Raw genomic sequence first — 19446 nt, forward strand, 5'->3', positions numbered from 1 at the left:
TAATACGAAATTGATTTTTCTTTGTTTTTAACATATTTCAACACAAAAACAATCTTCCAAGAAGATATCTTTCTGAAGGAAAAATGCATATGATCAATGAATCACTATTAAAAAGAAACAAAAGAAAAGAAATAATTTGGTTTTTCAAACATTTTGATGTAACTTTGCATCCAAAACAAGACAATTCGTATGAAAAAGTTATTATTTTTATTATTAGTTGCTATCATATACACCTTTTCCTCTTGCTCAGAAAAGAAAACAGAGGAAAAGAAGACTATCATTGATACTATTCCTATGATGGTAATGCAGATACAAAAATGCAACAGACTTTACACGACAGAAATACATGTCCATAAAATAGTAACTCATGACGACCAACTGAAATTGAAAGGCTCTATATTCAAAAAAGATTTCAATATCAATGTACCAGGTTCCAACAGAAAAGTTGCAATTCCGATGGATGCCACACTAAAAGCATACATAGATTTCAAGGATTTTGGGGCACAGAACATCAACAGAAAGGAAGAAAAAATAGAGATTACATTGCCTGACCCAAAAATCATGCTGACAAGCAGCAAAATAGATCATGAAGGAGTCAAGCAGTTTGTTTCTCTCACTCGACGTAACTTTAGCGATGCTGAACTCAGTCTATATGAACAGCAGGGCCGGGAAGGAATCATCAAGGACATTCCCAATATGGAAGTCATTGAAACAGCAAGACAAAATGCTGCCAACATTCTAATTCCTATGCTCATAGAAATGGGATTCAATGAAGAAAATATAAAGATAACTTTTAGAAAGAAATTTTCTTTGGACGATCTCAAGACCATCCTGGACTATTCGACTATTGAAAAGAAGACGAACTAAAGGAACAGGTTATAAAAGTATCTGATTTAAAGAGAAGGTTCTAATAATCAGATAAAAAAGCCGGAGGGTAGCCATATAATAAAGATATTAATTAGGTAAAGATCAACCTGAAGAAATAAAGATAATAAAAAGGCAATATACAATGAAGCGAATAGAATTCATCATTATATTAGTACTTGTCATTATAATAGGTGGAAGTCTATATTGGTTGGCAAGAGATACTCATGTGGAAGGAGAAAACGTGGGGCAGACACAACTGTCTCCTACACAAATCCGCACTATAGAGAACATCGGGCAATGGGAATTTCTATCAATCAGTGACGAAGAACTCATTGATACAACAAGGCATGGCTTCTTCGGTGACGACAAGTTAGTACGTATCTATTATGGTACACTTCGGCTTGGCATTGATATGAAAGAAGTAAAGGAAGGTTGGATAGAAACAGAGAAAGATACGATTGTCTGTACACTACCTCCTATCAAACTACTGGATCATAATTTTATTGACGAAGCAAGAACCCAGTCTTTTTTTGAAACCGGTGACTGGACAGGAAAAGACAGGCAAAAACTTTATGAGCGAGCTTACAATGCAATGAGAATACGATGCTTATCAAATACAAACATATCAACAGCAGAAGAAAATGCTCGGATTCAATTCTACAAGATGCTCAAGGCTATGGGATTTACAAATGTAAAGGTAAGATTTGAAGAAGAACATAAAAAATAAGTGATAGAACAAATATTCACTTTCCAAAACTTCAATTACATAAATATAAACACAAAATAATAAGGTAAATTAAGAGAGACTTATGGATGCAATTAACGATTTTTTCTTAGCTTTCAGTTCATTCCTTTGGGGATGGCCTATGATTATCCTTCTGTTAGGAACCCATATATTCCTGACTATCCGATTACGTTTTCCGCAACGTAAGATATTGAAAGCTATCAAGCTTTCCCTCAAGAAGGATAAGAACGCAACAGGAGACGTATCACAGTTTGGTGCCCTGGCTACAGCGCTTGCTGCTACTATCGGAACAGGTAATATCATCGGTGTTGCCACGGCCATTGCGCTGGGTGGTCCGGGTGCTGTACTATGGTGCTGGCTTACAGGTGTATTTGGTATATCCACAAAATATGCAGAAGGATTACTTGCAGTAAAATATCGAGTAAAAACGAGACGAGGACGCATGCTGGGTGGACCTATGTATGCATTAGAAAAAGGATTGGGCTGGAAATGGTTAGCCATTCTTTTTGCAATCTTTGCTGCATTGGCTTCTTTTGGAATAGGAAGCACCGTACAGGCTAATGCTATATCTTCTCTGGTAGAAAACCAATATGGAATATCACCATACATTACGGGAGCCATCGTTACTATTCTTGGTGCAGCCGTAATTCTCGGTGGTGTAAAGACAATCTCAAATGTATGCGGTATGTTAGTCCCTTTCATGGCACTCTTCTATGTCATCGGATGCATATACATTCTCTTTGTCAACCATGCCTATCTGTTGCCTGCCCTCAAGGTTATCCTGGAGTCAGCCTTTACTACCAAAGCTGCAGGAGGCGGCTTTGCGGGTAGCACATTGATGATGGCTGCACGTTATGGTATCGCACGTGGCCTTTTTTCTAATGAGTCTGGTTTGGGATCTGCCCCTATTGTTGCTGCAGCTGCACAAACCCGCAATCCTGTACGCCAGGCATTGGTATCTTCAACCGGTACATTCTGGGACACTGTCATCATCTGTGCATTAACAGGTTTAGTAATTACCTCCAGTATCATTGCCTATCCAGATATAGACTATCATAATGGTGCAGCACTTACCAAAGCCGCATTCAGTAAAATCCCTTATATCGGTGCCCCTCTTTTAACTTTCGGACTGGCGACTTTTGCTTTCAGTACAACATTGGGATGGAGCTATTACGGAGAGCGTTGCGTGGAATATCTTAAGGGCAAAAAGTGGATGTTATGCTATCGAATGCTATACATCGCAAGTATCTTTGCAGGAAGTGTTATCAGCCTCGGTCTCGTGTGGAACATAGCAGACTGCATGAATGCACTCATGGCCATTCCAAACCTGGTATCCCTGCTATGCCTCAGCGGAATTATCGTACACGAAACCAGAAAGTATCTCTGGAGAGACAGACTTGATAGGGATATGGAAGAAAACGAGATAGAGGAACTGGAAGAAATCGAAAAGATTCAACCACAGATGGAAGAAGAACATCCAGAGAAATAAAGTTCTTGCATCCTTATAAACAAAATTGTCCTGACTACATCACGCAGTCAGGACAATTCTTTTTACTAAATCAACAAAAACTAATAAAATTTTATTCAACCTAAACCTAAAAACTTACTTTCTACTGAGAAACTGAATACCTACAGTAATTCAGCTATAACCTATACTTTACCTATATGAAAAACCTAAAACCTTTTTCTGATTGCAAAGGTACGACAAAAAGTAATAAGTTGGATGCATTTATATTAGTTTTTTGCATTTTTACTTGAGCAAACGATTGCACAACTCTTTGCACAACAGTGCGTTAGCATGATGAATCTCACGCCAAAGACATTATGCAACAAAATATCAGATATCAGTTTTGCTTATACTGTAAATGTCTCATCGGATGTCCACCCCATGTGGAATCATTGACATAAACAAAACCAAGACGCTGATAGAGAGCCTCAGCTTTAGGATTACCTTTATCGACAAGCAAACCGACTGTTGGTATTCCAAGTTCTGCCCCACGCTCAATAGTAGCCTGAAGCAACTGAGAAGCAATGCCCTTTCCACGGAAATTACTGGAGACAGCGAGACTGTCAATATAGAACTCACCATCTTCCGTCTCATCTGTCATGCCTGTATAATCAATTCCAAAAGCTTCCAATGCAGCTTCATAGAATCGACGACGGAGCTGATGCAGTTTTGCACCATCATAAGCGACACAGATACCAGCCAATATACCACTGGAGGTATAGGCAGCCAAGACATTACGATAACTATATTGGCTATCTTCCATCTCGACCAAACGGGTCATCATACGATGAAAGTCAACCAATGTATGCTTAGGTCCAGCAAAGTTTTGACAACACTCAGCATTCATCGCCTCCATGATAAGCGATGCAATATGAGAAGCCATGTCAGGCGTAGCATTTTCTATTTTTATCTTCATAATGCCTGCAAAGATAAGCAAAATAACCAAGACAAACGAATTTTGTCTTGGTTATTTTTTAAAGATATTGTGAAAAATAAAAAAACAGTTTTGTTAGCGTGTAACAACCTCTATTTCAGAACTTCAACATTGCTTCTTTCAAGTCAGGCGCCTGTGCTTTAAGTGTACCTTTTCCCTTCAGAACTACGATGCATTTTCCAAAGAAAGCCTTACGCTTCGGACCGGTAAAACGCTCTAAAGAGGTTTGGCATCCATTATCTGTTCCAAGAATGTGGGCATCAGATGAGAAGAAAATCAGTCGTTTTATAGCGATTCCTGTTTTTCAGAACTTTCTCTGATTTTCAGAATCATCGGCACCACCTCTTTATATATCTTCTCATCTCCATTGATACTTCTCATCAGGAGTTCGCATGCCTTGGTTCCCTGTTCGTGGGCTTTGTCCATGATGGCTGTGAGACGAGGAGTAACGAAGGCAGCCGTGTCTCCATCCGTAAAGCCGATGATGGCAACATCCTGCGGAATGCGAAGCCCTTTGGCCTTGATGGCGTCAAAGGCTGCATAGGTGATGATATCGTTGAAAGCTAAGATTGCATCCGGCCGATTGTCGCCCTCCAGGAGTTTCAGAGTTGCGTTGCGGGCCACATCGAAATCAATTTTGTCACAGACAACCAGGTTTCTATCTATCGGAATATGATTATCTCTGAGAGCCTCCAGATAGCCGTGCTTGCGGCGGCGCACCATATCGAGATGGTTAGGACCGCCGATGAATGCGATACGTTTCGAACCGGTTTCGATGAGGTGCTGCGTGGCTTCCTGCGCTGCCACATCTCCATTTCCTACCACCTGAGAGAACTTGTCTTCCAAACAGCAGCGGGCGAAGAATACAAGCGGGATGGACATCTTATGAAGTTGTTCGAAATGAGAATAGTCTATGGTATCCTGCGCCAGACAGGCAATGATGCCTTCCACGTGCATATTGAGGAAGTTGTCGAGTGCCATTACCTCTCGCTCATAATCTTCATGACTGTTGGCACTGATAACGGAATAACCGTGTTTGGTTGCATAATCTTCTATACCATCGAGAACGGCAGCATAGTAGTGGGTCACCAGATTAGGGACGATGACACCTATCACGTGCGGTGCTTCCTTGCGGAGGCTCTGCGCAAACGGGTTAGGTCTATAATTGAGTTCCTTGGCCAGATCTTTGACCTTCTTGGTCATCTCCTCGCCCACTTCGTGGCTGTTGCGCAAAGCCCGTGAAACGGTAGCAATGCTGACACCAAGCTGGGCTGCCAAATCCTTCAAAGAGGTTCTACGTTGTTTCATATAGTTGCTGATTTGTAGTCAAATAAGAGTTCATTTAATTACACCTCACAAGCATCTTTGTTTAGTAAAAACTTTATCAAACCAGTGAGTACACTTTTTCCTCTGCAAAGATAGTATTTTTTCTCTAAAGGCGCAAACGTTTACGTGTGTTTTTTCACAAATTTAGAAAGATTATCACTAAAAATGTACTAATTTTGCAAATGAAAGTAATGAATAGTTGATAATAAGTTAGTTAGAAACAGGTAAGGCTTAGATTTGTCGTGAGGACAAGTTTAAGCCTATTTTTTTCTGAATTCTCTCTTCTGATTTCTCTCTTATTCTGGATTTACTCTGAATTCCTTGAAGAATCTTTTTTAATCCTCTTTCGAGAACTTATCCTCTTATTTTTTGAAAAAAACTTCCGAGGAGCCTCTTGAAGAGTCCTCTTGAGAATCCCTTGAAGAGAACCGCGAGAAACTTTCGAGGAGACCCCGTGAGGTTCCCCTTGAGAATTATCTTTAGTTTCTTTCTCCGAACTCCTTTTCAGAATAATCTACTATTTTCAGAAGAACTTTCTCCCAAAATCAGATATAGTATTCTGCAGTATCCACGAGTCCTGCCCTCAGCGCATACTTGGTAGCCTCATGAACATTGTTCACATTTAGCTTGCGGAAGATATTCTTGCGATGGGTGTTCACGGTATGGAAACTTGAGAATCGCTTGTCTGCTATTTCCTTGGTCGTCATGCCGAGAGCGATGTCTTTCAGTATCTCCGTCTCTGTCTTCGTCAGGTTAACCTTCTCCTCTACCTCATGCTTAGGAGCCAGAAGCACTTCCATCATGCGCTGACAGATGAACCGATTGCCATGCACGCAGAACTTGATGGCTTCCTTGATTTCTGAAAGCGGACACTCCTTCAGCAGAATACTGAACTGCATGCTACTGGCTATCAATACCCTTACCAGCTCGGCACTCAGATCTTCGCTGAAGAGCAGCCAGCGTGTGTGAGTGAATCGCTGCTGGAGTATCAGCAGTTCATCGGCATCGTTGATATCGAATGAAGTGTAGTCTAAGACCACTACCGTATCGTCGTTCTCCTTCAGCGCCAGCATCAGTTCGGCCTTGTCATCCGTATATTTCCATTCCAGTCCTTCCATCCCCTGCAGCACGTATATCATGCCCGCACGGGTGATGTCCTGTCTGTCTGCTAATAAAATTCTCATAGTTATATTCTCTCCTATTTTTTTATGTTGTTATTCTCCTTATATATTCTGTTTGCGCACTGTAGCCATCGCTCCCCGATTGATTTGGAGGATGATGATACCGGTTCGATATTCAACTGATATTTATTCGTTTTTTATACCATTGATATATCTCTATAATGCAAAACGACCCATAGGCAACTTTGAGGAGTCGCCTATGGGTTATTTTTCTCGTATATCAGAACGACATCATGAAGCCGAAACGGATACCCCACTTGTCGATGTTGTTGTTATTCAGATAGGTGAGTCGTCTCACATACTCTACAGAGAAGAACTTGAAGATGTTGTGCACACCTGCCACGCACTCCCAGTAAGGTGTATCATTCATCACATGAGAGTTTTTAGGGAACTTAAACAGCCTTTCGTCTCCCTGGTTCTTCTCCAGATATGGATTGTTCTTGTCGGTAAGATGGCCCCACACGCCCTTGATGGCAAACCACTCGCGCCACTTGAGTTTCTTGATGAGCGGAATGCGGTTGAGCAGCTTGCCGTTCATATCCCAAGAGAGTGCCCAGAACACCTGGCGGTCGTTGAGGAATTCCCAGTCTTTCATCAAACTGATTGTTGTCTCCTGCTCAAAGTAAGAGAGGTTGATAGGAGGCAGGATGAGCATCGGGAACGGCACCTTGTTCCACTGTGCCTGTCCGATGGCATGAAAGTCGAGATAACCCCAACTGCCGAGCCACTGGCGCTTGTAGATGCTCAACTTGGTGATGTTGCTGTGATACTGACCGCCCATGAAGCCCCTGAAGCCCATCGTGTGCGAAAGTCCGATTTCCGGACTGTCGAGATTGATTGGCAGTCGCTGCTGCTTGGTATTCACATAGGTAACACCCGGATTATAGTTGATGCCCACGTTGAGGTCGGTCATGCGGATCTTCTTCACCTCGGTACCATCCAGATGATAGTAGTGGAGATTGCCCACCGTGCGGTTGCTCTGGAAGCGGAGACTCGTATTGAATCGGAAGCCCCAGTCGGTCTCGTAAGTGAATGCCAACTTCTGGCGGTGGTAGAGGAACATCTCGTCCTGAGTTGCTGCACGGAAGGTCATGAAGAAGTTGTCCTTATTGTGCAGCAGGTTCTCGTCTGAAGGAGAAGTCACATCTCGGGCCACCTCGAAAGTGAGGTTGCGCATCGGGAATTCAAACGGACTGTTCTTCTTCTTGTTGAGCGAGTAAGTGAAGATATTGCCCGTGTACCAGTCGTTGCTCTTGGTACCGTAGGCTGCATATCCGTCCCAGAAGAAATGCGGATTGAGGGCAGCCATGGTTCTACCGGCCAGTCGCAGTCGGATACCATCCACGAAGTTCTTAGAGATATAGGTGTTCACCGGTCCGAGATCGAACTTGCTCTTCTTGCCGTCCGTACCGCCACCTATCTCCACGTAGTTCTCCATCAGGGCCTTCACGAAGAAGATGATATACTTGAATCCCTTCGAGTTTTCCATGCGGTGGATAAAGCTATCCATCGACGATTCACTCTTTGTGAGGTCCACCTGCCTGTATTTGTTCCAGTAGGCCTCGTCGCGGTTCATGGCATCCATATCGTGCCTTACCTTGGCCTTACCCTTGAAGAGTATCTTCGGTAGTTCATCGAAGGCATAGTCGGTAAGTCGGGTGTTCCTCACCACGAGCAGGTCTTGCAGCATACTGTTCACATGCAGTTCGGCTATCATATCGTCTTTCGAGAGCACCCATTCGCCGTTGTCGAGCCTGGTGTATTCCTGCTCTATCTTCATATTCTTCACATAGTTCACGTCGGTATTGTGAGGCATGTAGAGATTGCATTTCTTCACGTGCAGCGAACTGTCTGCGAGTACGTACAGCTCTCCACGGAAGCCGAAGTCCTGCGAATTGGCAGGTATAAACTGGAGATGATAGCAGAGGTCTCGCTCTACATACACCGTGTCTTCTATATAATAATGATAGAAGGAGATGCCCGTTCTACCGATAGGCGAAGGGAACGGATACTGCAGCAGGCGCACGTAGTCGTCGTAGATATCCACATCGGTGAAGGCATCCTTGAGGGCTGTATTGAGTATCTCGCCGGTCTGGATTACCTGTCCGATACCATTGCTCTGCTGGCCCTTGATGATGTCTTTCTCTGTCTTCGGATCCTTGCGATAGATGTGCTGCGAAACCGTCTCGTCGATGCTCACCGGAAGGGTCAGCTTTCCGTTATAGGGAGAGGTCTCTACCTGGTCCAGAAGATACTGTCGCTTGCTGAAGAACTTGCCTTCCAGCTGCTCTTTCTTTAGGTCGTTGAGGGCAAGCGTTATCTTCTGATACTTGTCATACTGATAGTAATCATGATTGCTGAGATCGGTCTTTTTCTTGGCAGCTATCACTCGCCTCATCAGCTCCACGGCAGGGTTGTCCTTACGACTATATTTGCTTCGCTTGGTCTTCACCACCACCTCGTTGAGCTTATGGCTGTCGTCCTTCAGCTTTACTTCTATGAAATCCATTTTCTCGTTTACGCTGATGGTCTGCGACTTGTAGCTCAGGGCAGATACTGTGAGCACCCAGCCTGGATGTTTCTCGATGGAGAACTTACCCTGACTGTCGCTGGACACGGCTATCTTATGCCCGCGATATTGCACGCTGGCATAGGAAACGGCAAATCCATCCTCATCTATGACTCGTCCTGTTATCTTTTGTTGGGCCATCAGCTGGAGTGTAGAAACCAGCAGCAGCACAACTACAAAATACAATTTTCTAAAAACCTTCATACCTTATTAATATATAGGAGGGCATAACTGCGATGCCCCACCCTTAACTTAACTCTTGACTACTAACTGTTTTTTCGTCAACTTTCTATTTCTGGCTGCAAAGTTAAGAATATTCTTCTGAAAATCTGCGAAAACTATTTAGTAATTTAAGTTTTTTATAAGATTTAAATGCTTTGCCGCCTATTTTTTCAGATTTATATCCAAATTAAAACTGATATTACTGATATTGATATCGCTGAATCTAAAATTCAACTTAAAAAATAAGTCTGCAACTGAACTCAAGAGAGGGAGAAGGAACCAACTGAACTCAAGAGAGAGAGAGAGAAGGAACCAACTGAACTCAAGAAGAGGGAGAAGGAACCAACTGAACTCAAGAGAGGGAGAGAAGGAACCTACTAAACTCAAGAGAGAGAGAAAGAACCAACTGAGCTCAAGAGAGAGAGCCATCAGCCCACCTCAAGCAATGTATTACAGCAGATAAGCCTCCATATCAGAGAGTTTCGTCAGAAGCCCGTCAGGCACACTCTCATCGTATTCCTTCTTTTCCCATTGCAACCCCTTGATCCACAATGTATGGCAACCCAGCTGACAGGCAGGAAGAATATCCTTGCTGAAGGTATCTCCCACCACTAGCACCTGCGAAGCCGGCAAATCCAAAGCACAGACACCCAGGGCGAAGATAGCAGGATTTGGCTTGCGAACACCCACTACCGCCGACTCTATGACGCGACTGAAATAACCATCGATGCCCGCATCCTTCAACACCTGATTGATATTGCCATAGAAATTGGACACAAGAACCATCGGATAACCCGCCTGCTTCAGATGCTCCAACACCTGTTTGTTTTCGGCCAAAAGCTGCTGGGTCTCACTATTGATATAGGCAGCCATCGATGCAGAGATTTCTGCTATCTCCGACTCACTCAACTCGAGCCTTTCAGCAAGAGCCTGCTGCTTCAGGGCATCGTCCTTACCGGTTTCCAACAAAGGTGCACTGGCGAGGAAAGACAACTGGAAATGTATCTTCATGCGGAGGATATCCTCGAAGTGGTCCTCAGCCTTCACCAGTGGATGCACTGCCAGCACACGCTCACCATACACGTAAGCATCGCGGAAAGAAGACTTGCCGATGGATACACCCGGCTCCACCTCCTCATCAGCATTCACGCCGATACCGAAGTGCTCGTAGCCTTTCCACAACACCTCCGACCAGTGGTCGCCCCTTGTATCGAGCGTACCGCCATAGTCGAAAATAATTCCCTTTACATCCAGTTTCTTATTCATCATTTTTCTGTTTCAAATCCTTATTTCCTATCTTGATAAGCAGGATGCCGACAGCTATCCAGAACAACTCTCGAAGGCGGGTAATGAGACCCGTATAGACGCCTAATGCACCCGTAAGATGCAGCCCGTCCACCGCCAGAGCCAGACCACCCTCACGCGCTCCCAACTGCATCGGAGAGAAGAAGATGAGATTGCTGAAGAGCGAAGAGAATGCCAATATCAGAATACTGTCGAGAATGTTCACATCCGCAGCGAAAGCCTTCAGGATGAGATAGATTTCCACACTCTGAAGCACGCGTGCTGCCACCTCGGAAAACAACGAGAGATAGAACGTGCGCTTGTGCTGACCGTGGAGCATCGCTATCTGGTCGTCTATCTGCTCCAGCGTTTCCTTCTTAGATTCCGCAAAGCCTCTCGCCCATTTCTTCACCATCGGGATATGCGTAAGGATTCGGATGCCCTTCTGAGCCATGCCCGTGCGATAACCGCGAGAGAAGAAGTAGATGCCCAGCAGGCAGAAAGCGCCTATCAGCACCAGCATGATGCCCATCGGAACGCCTACCGGATACATTGCCACGAAGAGGAATATCGACAAGAACCAGAACCAGAAATGCGAGAAGATGTGCATCATCACATAGAGGATAACCGACGAGGTGGCCTTGCTCACTCCCGTATAAGGCTTCAGCTCCATGATGCGGTAAGGCTCGCCGCCCATCAGTCCGCAGGGCGTAGTATAGTTGAGTGCAAATCCGCTCACGGTCAGTTTGTACACGCGCCAGAAGGAAAGCCCCTTCACCTTGCCCTCGTCATTGATGATGAGATACCAAGAGAGCGTGTTCACCATATACACCGCCAGCCACAGGGCGAGTATCAGCGGAAAGTAGATGCCCGCCTGCTTCAGATAGCGCCAGATGTCGGTATAGTCCATATCCATCGTACAGAGCATGATGACGATGGCGATGATACCGAAGGCCATGAAGATATTTCTGAACCGATTATTCATAAGAAGCTATTTTAACTAAAATCTCACAACAGAGCTTTTCGTGGCGATAATGCATATAGAAATATACGGCTGTGAAGACCACAATCTCCACACAGAAGTATATCCAAGGCATACCCACCAGGATGCTCGCAAAGAGCGTAAAGCTGCGCCAGTTGAAAGTCAGGAAGTTGGCATACTTCATCAGCGGCAGACTGCCCTTGCGGAAGTCGGCACGCAGATTATCCGGCAACTGGTTAGGATACTTGTGGCGAATGGTTTTCTTGAGTTTCTGAAACCATGGTGTCTCCTTCTCCTGCGCCAGCGTATAGTTCTTGTAGAAGAACTGGAAGAACTTCTGCAGCGGCTCCCTTTTCCACTTCATCTGCTTGTAGATAGCCACCTGCTTGATGGCATCATCCATCTCGCTCCCCTCCTTGCCCTTCAGGAAGAAAAGGTGTATCTGGCGATAGTAGTCGGCCAGACGGCACTGGCGGGAGTGGCAGAGCAGACCGCTCACGGCAGCCAGTCCCCATATCCAGAAGCTCCACTCTGGCATCAGACGGATGCAGATGCAGACATAGATGGAGATGAACCACAGGTCGCCGGCAGCACCGTCGAGGATACGTCCCAGCGCACTTTTCTGATTGGTGAGTCGCGCCAGCTGTCCATCACAACTGTCGTACATATTCGCCCATACGAGCAGCAGAATGCCCACGATATTGATTTTCAAATCGTTGAAACCGAAGCAGATACCCGCTCCCACGCCCAGGAAGATAGAAAGGATGGTTACTACATTCGGCGTAACGTGCAGCATTCTGAAAAATCTCGCCCACTGATAGCCTATCGGGCGATAGAAATAAATGTCAATATGCTCCTCGGTGTCTGCAGACTTCAGAGAAGCTTGATATTCCTGATTTGCCATTTCTTTTTGAATTACTATACCTATTTATATATTATCGCTATACCTATTTATATATTATAAAGGATTTTCTTTTTTTCTATATTTACTGGATTCCCGAAAGAGATAAACTCTGAGATCTTCACAAGAAACAATCTCTGAGACCTTCGCAAGAAACAATCTCAAGGACCTCTGAAAGAGATCATCTCAAGGACTTCAGAAAGAGATTATCTCAGGGTTTTCCACGAGAGATAAACTCTGAGATTCCCTTTTTTATTCTGCTTTCTCGAAATCCGTTACATTCTCAATAAACGGATGCTTTTCGAATTCCATGCAGAGACGCTTGGCTATATAATAAGCAGCAGCATCACGGCAAGGAGCGAAGCTTGGCCAGTCGTTGAAGTCGATAATTCTGAAACTGCCATCCTCGGCTATGATGCAGTCGCCGCCGTAGATAGGAGTCTCGAGCACCGTGGCAGCCCTGTCGGCAGTCTTTTTCAAATCCTCCACCACGAATGGAATACCCTGCGCATCGCCGTTGATTACTTCAAGACCGAACTTGCTGCGATGACCGCACTTTGACGGATAGAACCAGTAGAAGAAATCAGTGCCTTCCACGCCATAAAACTTCACGAGGTCGCCCTTCAGATGTTCATTGAGAACCACCGGAGAAATGTTTCTCATATCGAAACTCTGCAATACCTTCTCAGCTTCCTCGCGGGTCTCCACATAGCAGGTATCCTCCTTCTGCTGTGCACAGGCATTCCCACGCTTCAGCCAGCATGGATAGATATCCCAGTCGCCCAGACCATCAAAAGATTCCACTATCTTGCTCTTCGGCATCGGGATACCGTCCTCCATCAGCAGGCTGGTCATCTCCGATCTCACGCAGTTCATCACGCCCACCGGAGTGTTCAGTCCCGGAAGGCCATCGGCCATAGCTACTTCCAACATCTTGAGTGCATTGTTGCTGCGAGCCATACTGAAATAGCCAGCCACATCGTTCACAAACCAAACCGTGTTCATAAACTCAGAATACTCTTCAGGCTTTGTAAAGTGACTAACTTGCTCATCATTAGAATACTCACGGCATGGATAAACTGTCGCTCCGAGAGCCTTCAGTTGCTCACTCACAGCATTAAAGATGGCAGCGTCGCTATTTACACAGTTGGGTGAGAAACTGCTATCGCGCATGATACCATCGATAATCTTGCCTTCCAAAGGCAACAGGAATTTTCTTGCCTTGGCGATATCCTCCTTATGATCCACATCGAGAATCTTGTCGATAGGATAAGCCTCCAGGCGCAGACCTTCAGCCACAAGCTGGCGCTGGAAGTTGCGCATTCGGCTCATGCCCTGCTCCATACAATGATCGAGCACATCCAGGGCCTTGTCGCCCAGACAGTAGATGCCACCAGAAATCAGATGATCGTCGCCCTCGCACTGGTCGTGAAAACCGGTGATGAGCGGCTTGTATCGGTATCCCTGCTGGTCTATGAGGCTCTCGCCCTCCACGCCGGTCTGCTCCTTCACGCCTACCCAGAGAGGCTTCTCGTCGTCCACGTAAGGAGTCACAGCCATGCAGCCGTCGATATCTTTGACGCGCTCAAAATGGCGGATATATTTCTTGAATTCCTCTTCACGGAAAATCGTATCAACAGTAGTCAGGCAGAAGCGTTCACCCCTGAGATAAGGCGACAGGGCATGAAGGCTGTGCATAGAGCTTGGGGTAGTTTTCACAATGATTTTGAGCGGCACAGGCAGATCCAGCGACTTCAGATAACGGTGCACGCTGGTACTCTGTTTGTTGATGATGACCACGATTTCCGATGCTCCACAATCCACGAAGATACGCATCAGGCGCTCTATCATCGGCTGGTCACATACAGAAACTAAGGGCTTTGGCTCCTCTACGCCTTCCTGCGCAAGGCGACTGCCCTCACCGGCAGCAATAATTGCAAACTTCATATTATATTGTTGTTTAATATATTTTTTATAGAATCGATTCCTCTCAAAGGAAATGTATTCCTTTTTATAGAACGTATTCCTTTTAAAGAATGTATATAAAGGAACGTATCAGTACTCCTGTATTTTGAACATACTTTGGATACGAAACAACATTCATAGAGACGCAGACACCCCTTTTATAATACAAACTAATATTTTTAACGGATGCAAAGGTACAATAAATTTCTGATACGACAAACACTTGTCCGCAAGAATAAAACCTAAATAACTAAATTATTTTTCATTTCAGATAATTTAAACATACTTTCTTGGCTCTTACGACAAAACTTCTTACCTTTGCAGCATGAAAAGAGAGAGAGACAACTACACTTTCCTGACTCATGCATCAGTTCATAGAGTCATTTTCACGATGGCAATCCCTACAATCATCAGTATGCTGTCGACGAGCATGTACAACCTCGCCGACACCTATTTCGTGGGCACTATCAATACGCAAAGCGTAGCTGCCGTGGGCATTTCCTTCTCGGTGATGGCCATCATTCAGGCAGTAGGCTTCTTCTTCGGTCACGGCTCAGGCAATTATATTTCCCGCCAGTTGGGAGCCAAGGAGCACCGGAAAGCAGAGCAGATGGCCTCTACGGGCTTTATACTGAGCTTCTTTGCCGGGCTTCTCATCGCCATCCTGGGACAGATTTTCATCACTCCGCTCGCCATCTTCCTGGGTTCCACACCCACCATCCTGCCCTATACAGAGCGCTACTTAGGCATCGTCATGCTCGGCGCACCCTTAATGACAATGTCGCTCACACTGAACAATCAGATGCGTTTTCAGGGCAACACAATGTCGGCGATGAAGGGCATCCTGTCGGGAGTTTTGCTCAATCTGGTACTCGCTCCGCTGCTCATCATCTACTTCTGTATGGGCATTACCGGAGCCGCCATTGCCACCCTCATCAGCCAGACTTTCGGTTGCCTGATGCTCTTTTTGATGAGTAGAAGGGGGCAGAATATCAGAATCCGCCTGAAAGACTTTACTCCTAATAAACAACTTGCGAAGGAAATCATTTTTGGCGGAACTCCTTCCCTTTCGCGTCAAGGATTGGGCAGTGTATCCACCATCCTGCTCAACGTGGCAGCCGGAGCCTACGGAGATGCTGCCATTGCTGGCATGAGCATCGTAACGCGCATCTCTTTCTTCACTTATGCAATCGTCATCGGACTGGGACAGGGCTTCCAGCCACTCTGCGGTTTCTGCTATGGCGCCCATCTGTACCAGCGAGTGAAGGAAGCCTTCTATTTCTGTATCAAATGCGGTACAGTATTTCTCTCTGTATGTGCGCTGGCAGGCTTTGTTTTCTCCGAGTCCATCATCAGCCTGTTCCGTAGCGATCCAGACGTGATCCATGTAGGAGCTGCAGCTCTGCAATGGCAGGTGCTCAGCTTCCCGCTTGTATCAACCATTGTACTCACCAATATGCTGATGCAGACCATCCGCAAACCTATCCGTGCCAATCTTGTAGCAGCAGCCAGAAGCGGGCTTTTCTTCATCCCACTCATCTTTATATTGCCTCATTTCTTTGGTCTGCTGGGCGTGGAAATGTGTCAGGCTTGGGCAGATGCATGCAGCTTTACCATGGCCATTCCTATCGCCTGGAGTGCTTTTCGGGATATGAACAGATTAAAGAAAACAGGAGAGATTCCGGTAGAATAACTCAAAAACTGGTGAAGAACAAACTACATAAATAATCAAAGAAAACTGACAAATCTAAAAATTCTTCACATAAAGAAAAGTATTACTGTCTTTTCAAAAGACCGCATATTATTGCAATTATGCATGTATAATACATAATACAAAGCATAATTATACACTTACAATTTAAAACTAAGGTACAAAAAACAAGAATTCTCTGAAGTAAATCAAAGCACCATAGGAGGCAATATCTATAAGTACCAAAAAGCAATGTCATTTTAAAAACTGAAATTACTGAAATTGACATCGCTATGTTTTCTCTGAGAGATTTTCCACTCTGATTTTATAAAATATTTACATTAAAAAATCTTCAGACCATCTATCCAAGCAATAGTTATAATCTATTCCGGGAAGTTGCTTTCTCTATCCAAGCAGGCTACTTTCTCTTTTCTAGCAGACTACTTTCTCTAACCGAGCAGGCAGCTTTCTCTTTTCGAGCAGGCTATATTCACTCTCCAACATTACCAAATCCCTCAAGAAAAGACTCAAGAACAAGCAAAGCCCACAAACATCCTACAAGCAAAGCCCACAGCCACACCACATCCCTAATGCTCAAAAAACACACGAAAAACAAGCAAATCCAGCAAAATATCCCCAATATTCTACCCTTTAACATATTTTTAAAGTCAGTTTTGAAAAAAAATCGCTTATCTCGGCTTTTTGATTTGGAGATTTCAATCTTTTATTGTAATTTTGCAACGAATTTATTGACACACTGAATAACAATGAGTAAAGATACATTAACTCATCAGCTGACTGAGACCATCGAGGAACTTTCATGCCCAGAGTCACTGAAAGGTCTGTTTCATCAGCATCGAGACGGAAATCCACTCCCTTCGGGCAAGGCGCTCGAAGAAATCATCAGTCTGTCTCGCTCCATCCTTTTCCCGGGATATTTCGGCAACTCATCCGTCAATATCTCCACCATCAAGTATCACATCGGAGTAAGAGTTGAAAAACTCTATGAAAAGCTAAGCGAACAGATTCTTGCCGGTCTCTGTTTTGCCAACAACTGCGAGCACGAAACCCCTGCTGAACTGCAGCACCAGAGGGCCAAAGCCGGAGTCATCGCCGCCAAAGCCATCATGGAATTTCCGAGACTCAGAAAGATACTCGCCACAGACATAGAAGCTGCCTACGAGGGCGATCCGGCGGCTGTGAGCCAGGGAGAGATAATCTCCTGCTACCCCGTCATCAAAGCCATCACCAACTACCGACTGGCGCATGAGCTCTACAAGTTAGGCGTACCGCTGATACCGAGAATGATGACCGAGCTGGCCCACTCTGAAACGGGCATCGACATCCACCCGGAAGCCACCATCGGCAAGCACTTCACCATCGACCACGGTACGGGTGTAGTGATAGGAGCCACCTGCATCATCGGAGACAATGTGAAACTCTATCAGGGCGTAACCCTCGGAGCCAAGAGTTTCCCGCTCGACAAGGACGGCAACCCTATCAAGGGAATACCTCGCCACCCTATCCTGCAAGACGACGTCATCGTATATGCCAACGCCACCATCCTGGGCAGAATCACTATCGGCAAGGGATGCGTAGTGGGAGCCAACGTATGGGTGACCAAGGATATGCAGCCGAAAACAAAAAAGTATAAGAAAGAAAAACAAAGTTTATTAGATATAGAATTCAATAATGGAACAGGAATTTGAACTCATTGCCAAGACCTTTATGGGTCTGGAACCAGTCTTGGCTGAGGAGCTCACCCAGCTGGGTGCCAACAATGTACAAATAGGTCGCCGCATGGTATCTTTCACAGGCGACAAGGAAATGATGTATCGTGCCAACTTCCAGTTGCACACTGCCATCCGTATTCTCAAGCCTATCAAGCACTTCAAGGCTCGTAGCGCAGAGGAAGTTTACGACGAGGTGCAGAAAATCAAGTGGGACGACATCCTCGACGTAAAGAAGACTTTCTCGGTAGATTCTGTAGTCTATTCAGAGGAATTCCGCAACTCCCGATTCGTAACCTATAAGGTAAAGGATGCCATCGTGGATTGGTTCCGTGAGAAGATGGGCACACGTCCTAACATCAGCGTTTCCAACCCAGACATCCGTCTCAATATCCACATCGCTGAAGACAAGGCCACACTGAGCCTCGACTCAAGTGGCGAGAGCCTCCACCGCCGCGGATACCGCCAGGAGCAGGTAGAAGCACCGCTCAACGAGGTGCTCGCAGCAGGCATGATCCTGATGACCGGCTGGAAGGGCGAGTGCGATTTCATCGACCCAATGTGCGGTTCAGGCACCATAGCCATCGAGGCTGCCCTGATAGCCCGCAACATCTCTCCAGGTGTATTCCGTAAGGAATTCGCATTCGAGAAGTGGAATGATTTCGACAAGGATCTCTTCGATGCCATCTACAACGACGACTCACAGGAGCGCGAGTTCGAGCATCACATCTACGGCTACGACGTAGATATGAAGGCCGTGAACACTGCCAACCTCAACGTGCGTGCAGCAGGTCTCACCAAGGATATCACCATCCAGCACCAGGACTTCAAGGACTTCCAGCAGCCTGCCGAGAAGAGCATCATCGTGATGAATCCTCCATACGGAGAGCGCATCTCTACACCTAACCTCCTCAACACCTATAAGATGATAGGCGAGCGATTCAAGAAGGCTTTTGCCGGCAACGAGGCTTGGGTGCTGAGCTACCGCGAGGAATGTTTCGAGCAGATAGGATTGAAGCCTTCTATCAAGATTCCGGTATTCAACGGCAGTCTGGAATGCGAATTCAGAAAGTACGTAATGTTCGACGGCAAGATGAAGGACTTCCGCTCTGAGGGCGGCGTAGTGAAGACTGATGCCGAGAAGAAAGAGATGGCTCAGAAGCACAGATTCAAGAAGGAACGCGAATTCAAGAAGCGCATCACTGAGGAGACTGAAAACGAGGAAGACGACATCCGTTCATTCAAGTTCCATACCCACCGACTCGAGGACTTCGAGAAGCGCCGCGAGGAAATTCGCCGTGGAGGCAGGCCTCGCATCAGCGACAGCCGCAGAGGCGATGATGACGACGACAAGCGCGGAGGCCGTGGATTCAAAGGCGACCGTAAGGGCGGCAGAGATTTCAAGCGCGGAGGAAAGCGTGACTTCTCCAACTACGACGAGGATTAAGAAAGAACAAGTTAAGACCTCAAGCAGCGAAACACTGCATGATGAGGAAATAACAGAAATATTTTTTTTAAAAGAAAAGTATGATTCTAAAGAATT

General features: G+C 45.6%; 15 protein-coding genes. 6 read left to right on the forward strand and 9 right to left on the reverse strand.

Annotated features, from left to right (window positions below; translation table 11 throughout):
- Positions 1 to 189 precede the first annotated feature (189 nt).
- From DW917_RS04500 to DW917_RS04510, 3 genes are all read left to right on the forward strand, one after another.
- Positions 190 to 867, forward strand: coding sequence for a DUF4230 domain-containing protein (locus DW917_RS04500; protein ID WP_118116868.1), 678 nt, complete (start codon positions 190 to 192; stop codon positions 865 to 867).
- 142 nt (positions 868 to 1009) lie between these two features.
- Complete coding sequence (locus DW917_RS04505; protein ID WP_118116870.1) at positions 1010 to 1594, forward strand: DUF4230 domain-containing protein; 585 nt, start codon at positions 1010 to 1012, stop codon at positions 1592 to 1594.
- Between the two features lie 82 nt (positions 1595 to 1676).
- Positions 1677 to 3101, forward strand: a complete 1425-nt coding sequence (locus tag DW917_RS04510) for a sodium:alanine symporter family protein (protein ID WP_118116873.1) — start codon at positions 1677 to 1679, stop codon at positions 3099 to 3101.
- Between the two features lie 355 nt (positions 3102 to 3456).
- On the opposite strand, the gene DW917_RS04515 is transcribed toward DW917_RS04510, so the two are convergent.
- The 9 genes from DW917_RS04515 to DW917_RS04555 all read right to left on the reverse strand — a co-directional run bounded on the left by DW917_RS04515 (position 3457) and on the right by DW917_RS04555 (position 14465).
- On the reverse strand, positions 3457 to 4035 hold the full coding sequence (locus DW917_RS04515) for an N-acetyltransferase (RefSeq protein WP_118116875.1): 579 nt from the start codon (positions 4033 to 4035) through the stop codon (positions 3457 to 3459).
- Positions 4036 to 4150: 115 nt separating this feature from the next.
- The gene (locus tag DW917_RS17170) at positions 4151 to 4348 is read right to left on the reverse strand and encodes a hypothetical protein (RefSeq protein ID WP_370453514.1); all 198 of its coding nucleotides are present in this window, start codon (positions 4346 to 4348) and stop codon (positions 4151 to 4153) included.
- Positions 4339 to 5361, reverse strand: coding sequence for a LacI family DNA-binding transcriptional regulator (locus DW917_RS04520; protein WP_118116877.1), 1023 nt, complete (start codon positions 5359 to 5361; stop codon positions 4339 to 4341). Before DW917_RS04520 ends, DW917_RS17170 begins: the two co-directional genes overlap by 10 nt.
- Before the next feature lie 563 nt (positions 5362 to 5924).
- Positions 5925 to 6563, reverse strand: a complete 639-nt coding sequence (locus tag DW917_RS04525) for a response regulator transcription factor (RefSeq protein ID WP_118116878.1) — start codon at positions 6561 to 6563, stop codon at positions 5925 to 5927.
- A gap of 217 nt (positions 6564 to 6780) precedes the next feature.
- Entirely contained in the window at positions 6781 to 9333 is a 2553-nt protein-coding gene (locus DW917_RS04530; protein WP_199545485.1) for a DUF5686 and carboxypeptidase-like regulatory domain-containing protein, read from the reverse strand.
- 468 nt (positions 9334 to 9801) lie between these two features.
- Complete coding sequence (locus DW917_RS04540; protein ID WP_233524630.1) at positions 9802 to 10620, reverse strand: HAD family hydrolase; 819 nt, start codon at positions 10618 to 10620, stop codon at positions 9802 to 9804.
- On the reverse strand, positions 10610 to 11620 hold the full coding sequence (locus DW917_RS04545; protein WP_118116880.1) for a lysylphosphatidylglycerol synthase transmembrane domain-containing protein: 1011 nt from the start codon (positions 11618 to 11620) through the stop codon (positions 10610 to 10612). The genes DW917_RS04540 and DW917_RS04545 overlap by 11 nt, the downstream gene beginning before the upstream one ends.
- Positions 11613 to 12521: a CDP-alcohol phosphatidyltransferase family protein gene (locus DW917_RS04550; RefSeq protein ID WP_118116881.1), complete on the reverse strand. Its 909-nt coding sequence runs from the start codon at positions 12519 to 12521 to the stop codon at positions 11613 to 11615. Before DW917_RS04550 ends, DW917_RS04545 begins: the two co-directional genes overlap by 8 nt.
- Positions 12522 to 12770: 249 nt before the next feature.
- Positions 12771 to 14465, reverse strand: coding sequence for an NTP transferase domain-containing protein (locus DW917_RS04555; protein ID WP_118116882.1), 1695 nt, complete (start codon positions 14463 to 14465; stop codon positions 12771 to 12773).
- A 343-nt stretch (positions 14466 to 14808) separates the two neighbouring features.
- On the opposite strand from DW917_RS04555, the gene DW917_RS04560 reads away from it, so the two are divergent.
- The 3 genes from DW917_RS04560 to DW917_RS04570 all read left to right on the forward strand — a co-directional run bounded on the left by DW917_RS04560 (position 14809) and on the right by DW917_RS04570 (position 19350).
- Positions 14809 to 16176 carry an MATE family efflux transporter gene (locus DW917_RS04560; RefSeq protein ID WP_118116883.1) on the forward strand — a complete coding sequence of 456 codons (1368 nt, stop codon included), beginning with the start codon at positions 14809 to 14811 and terminating at the stop codon, positions 16174 to 16176.
- 764 nt (positions 16177 to 16940) lie between these two features.
- Complete coding sequence (gene epsC / locus DW917_RS04565; RefSeq protein ID WP_118116884.1) at positions 16941 to 17882, forward strand: serine O-acetyltransferase EpsC; 942 nt, start codon at positions 16941 to 16943, stop codon at positions 17880 to 17882.
- Positions 17866 to 19350 (forward strand): class I SAM-dependent RNA methyltransferase, encoded by a 1485-nt coding sequence (locus DW917_RS04570; protein ID WP_118116885.1) that lies wholly within the window; start codon positions 17866 to 17868, stop codon positions 19348 to 19350. Before epsC ends, DW917_RS04570 begins: the two co-directional genes overlap by 17 nt.
- Positions 19351 to 19446: the final 96 nt, after the last annotated feature.

The sequence above is a fragment of the Prevotella sp. AM42-24 genome, from assembly GCF_003461825.1.
In the GTDB taxonomy this organism is placed as follows: domain Bacteria; phylum Bacteroidota; class Bacteroidia; order Bacteroidales; family Bacteroidaceae; genus Prevotella; species Prevotella hominis.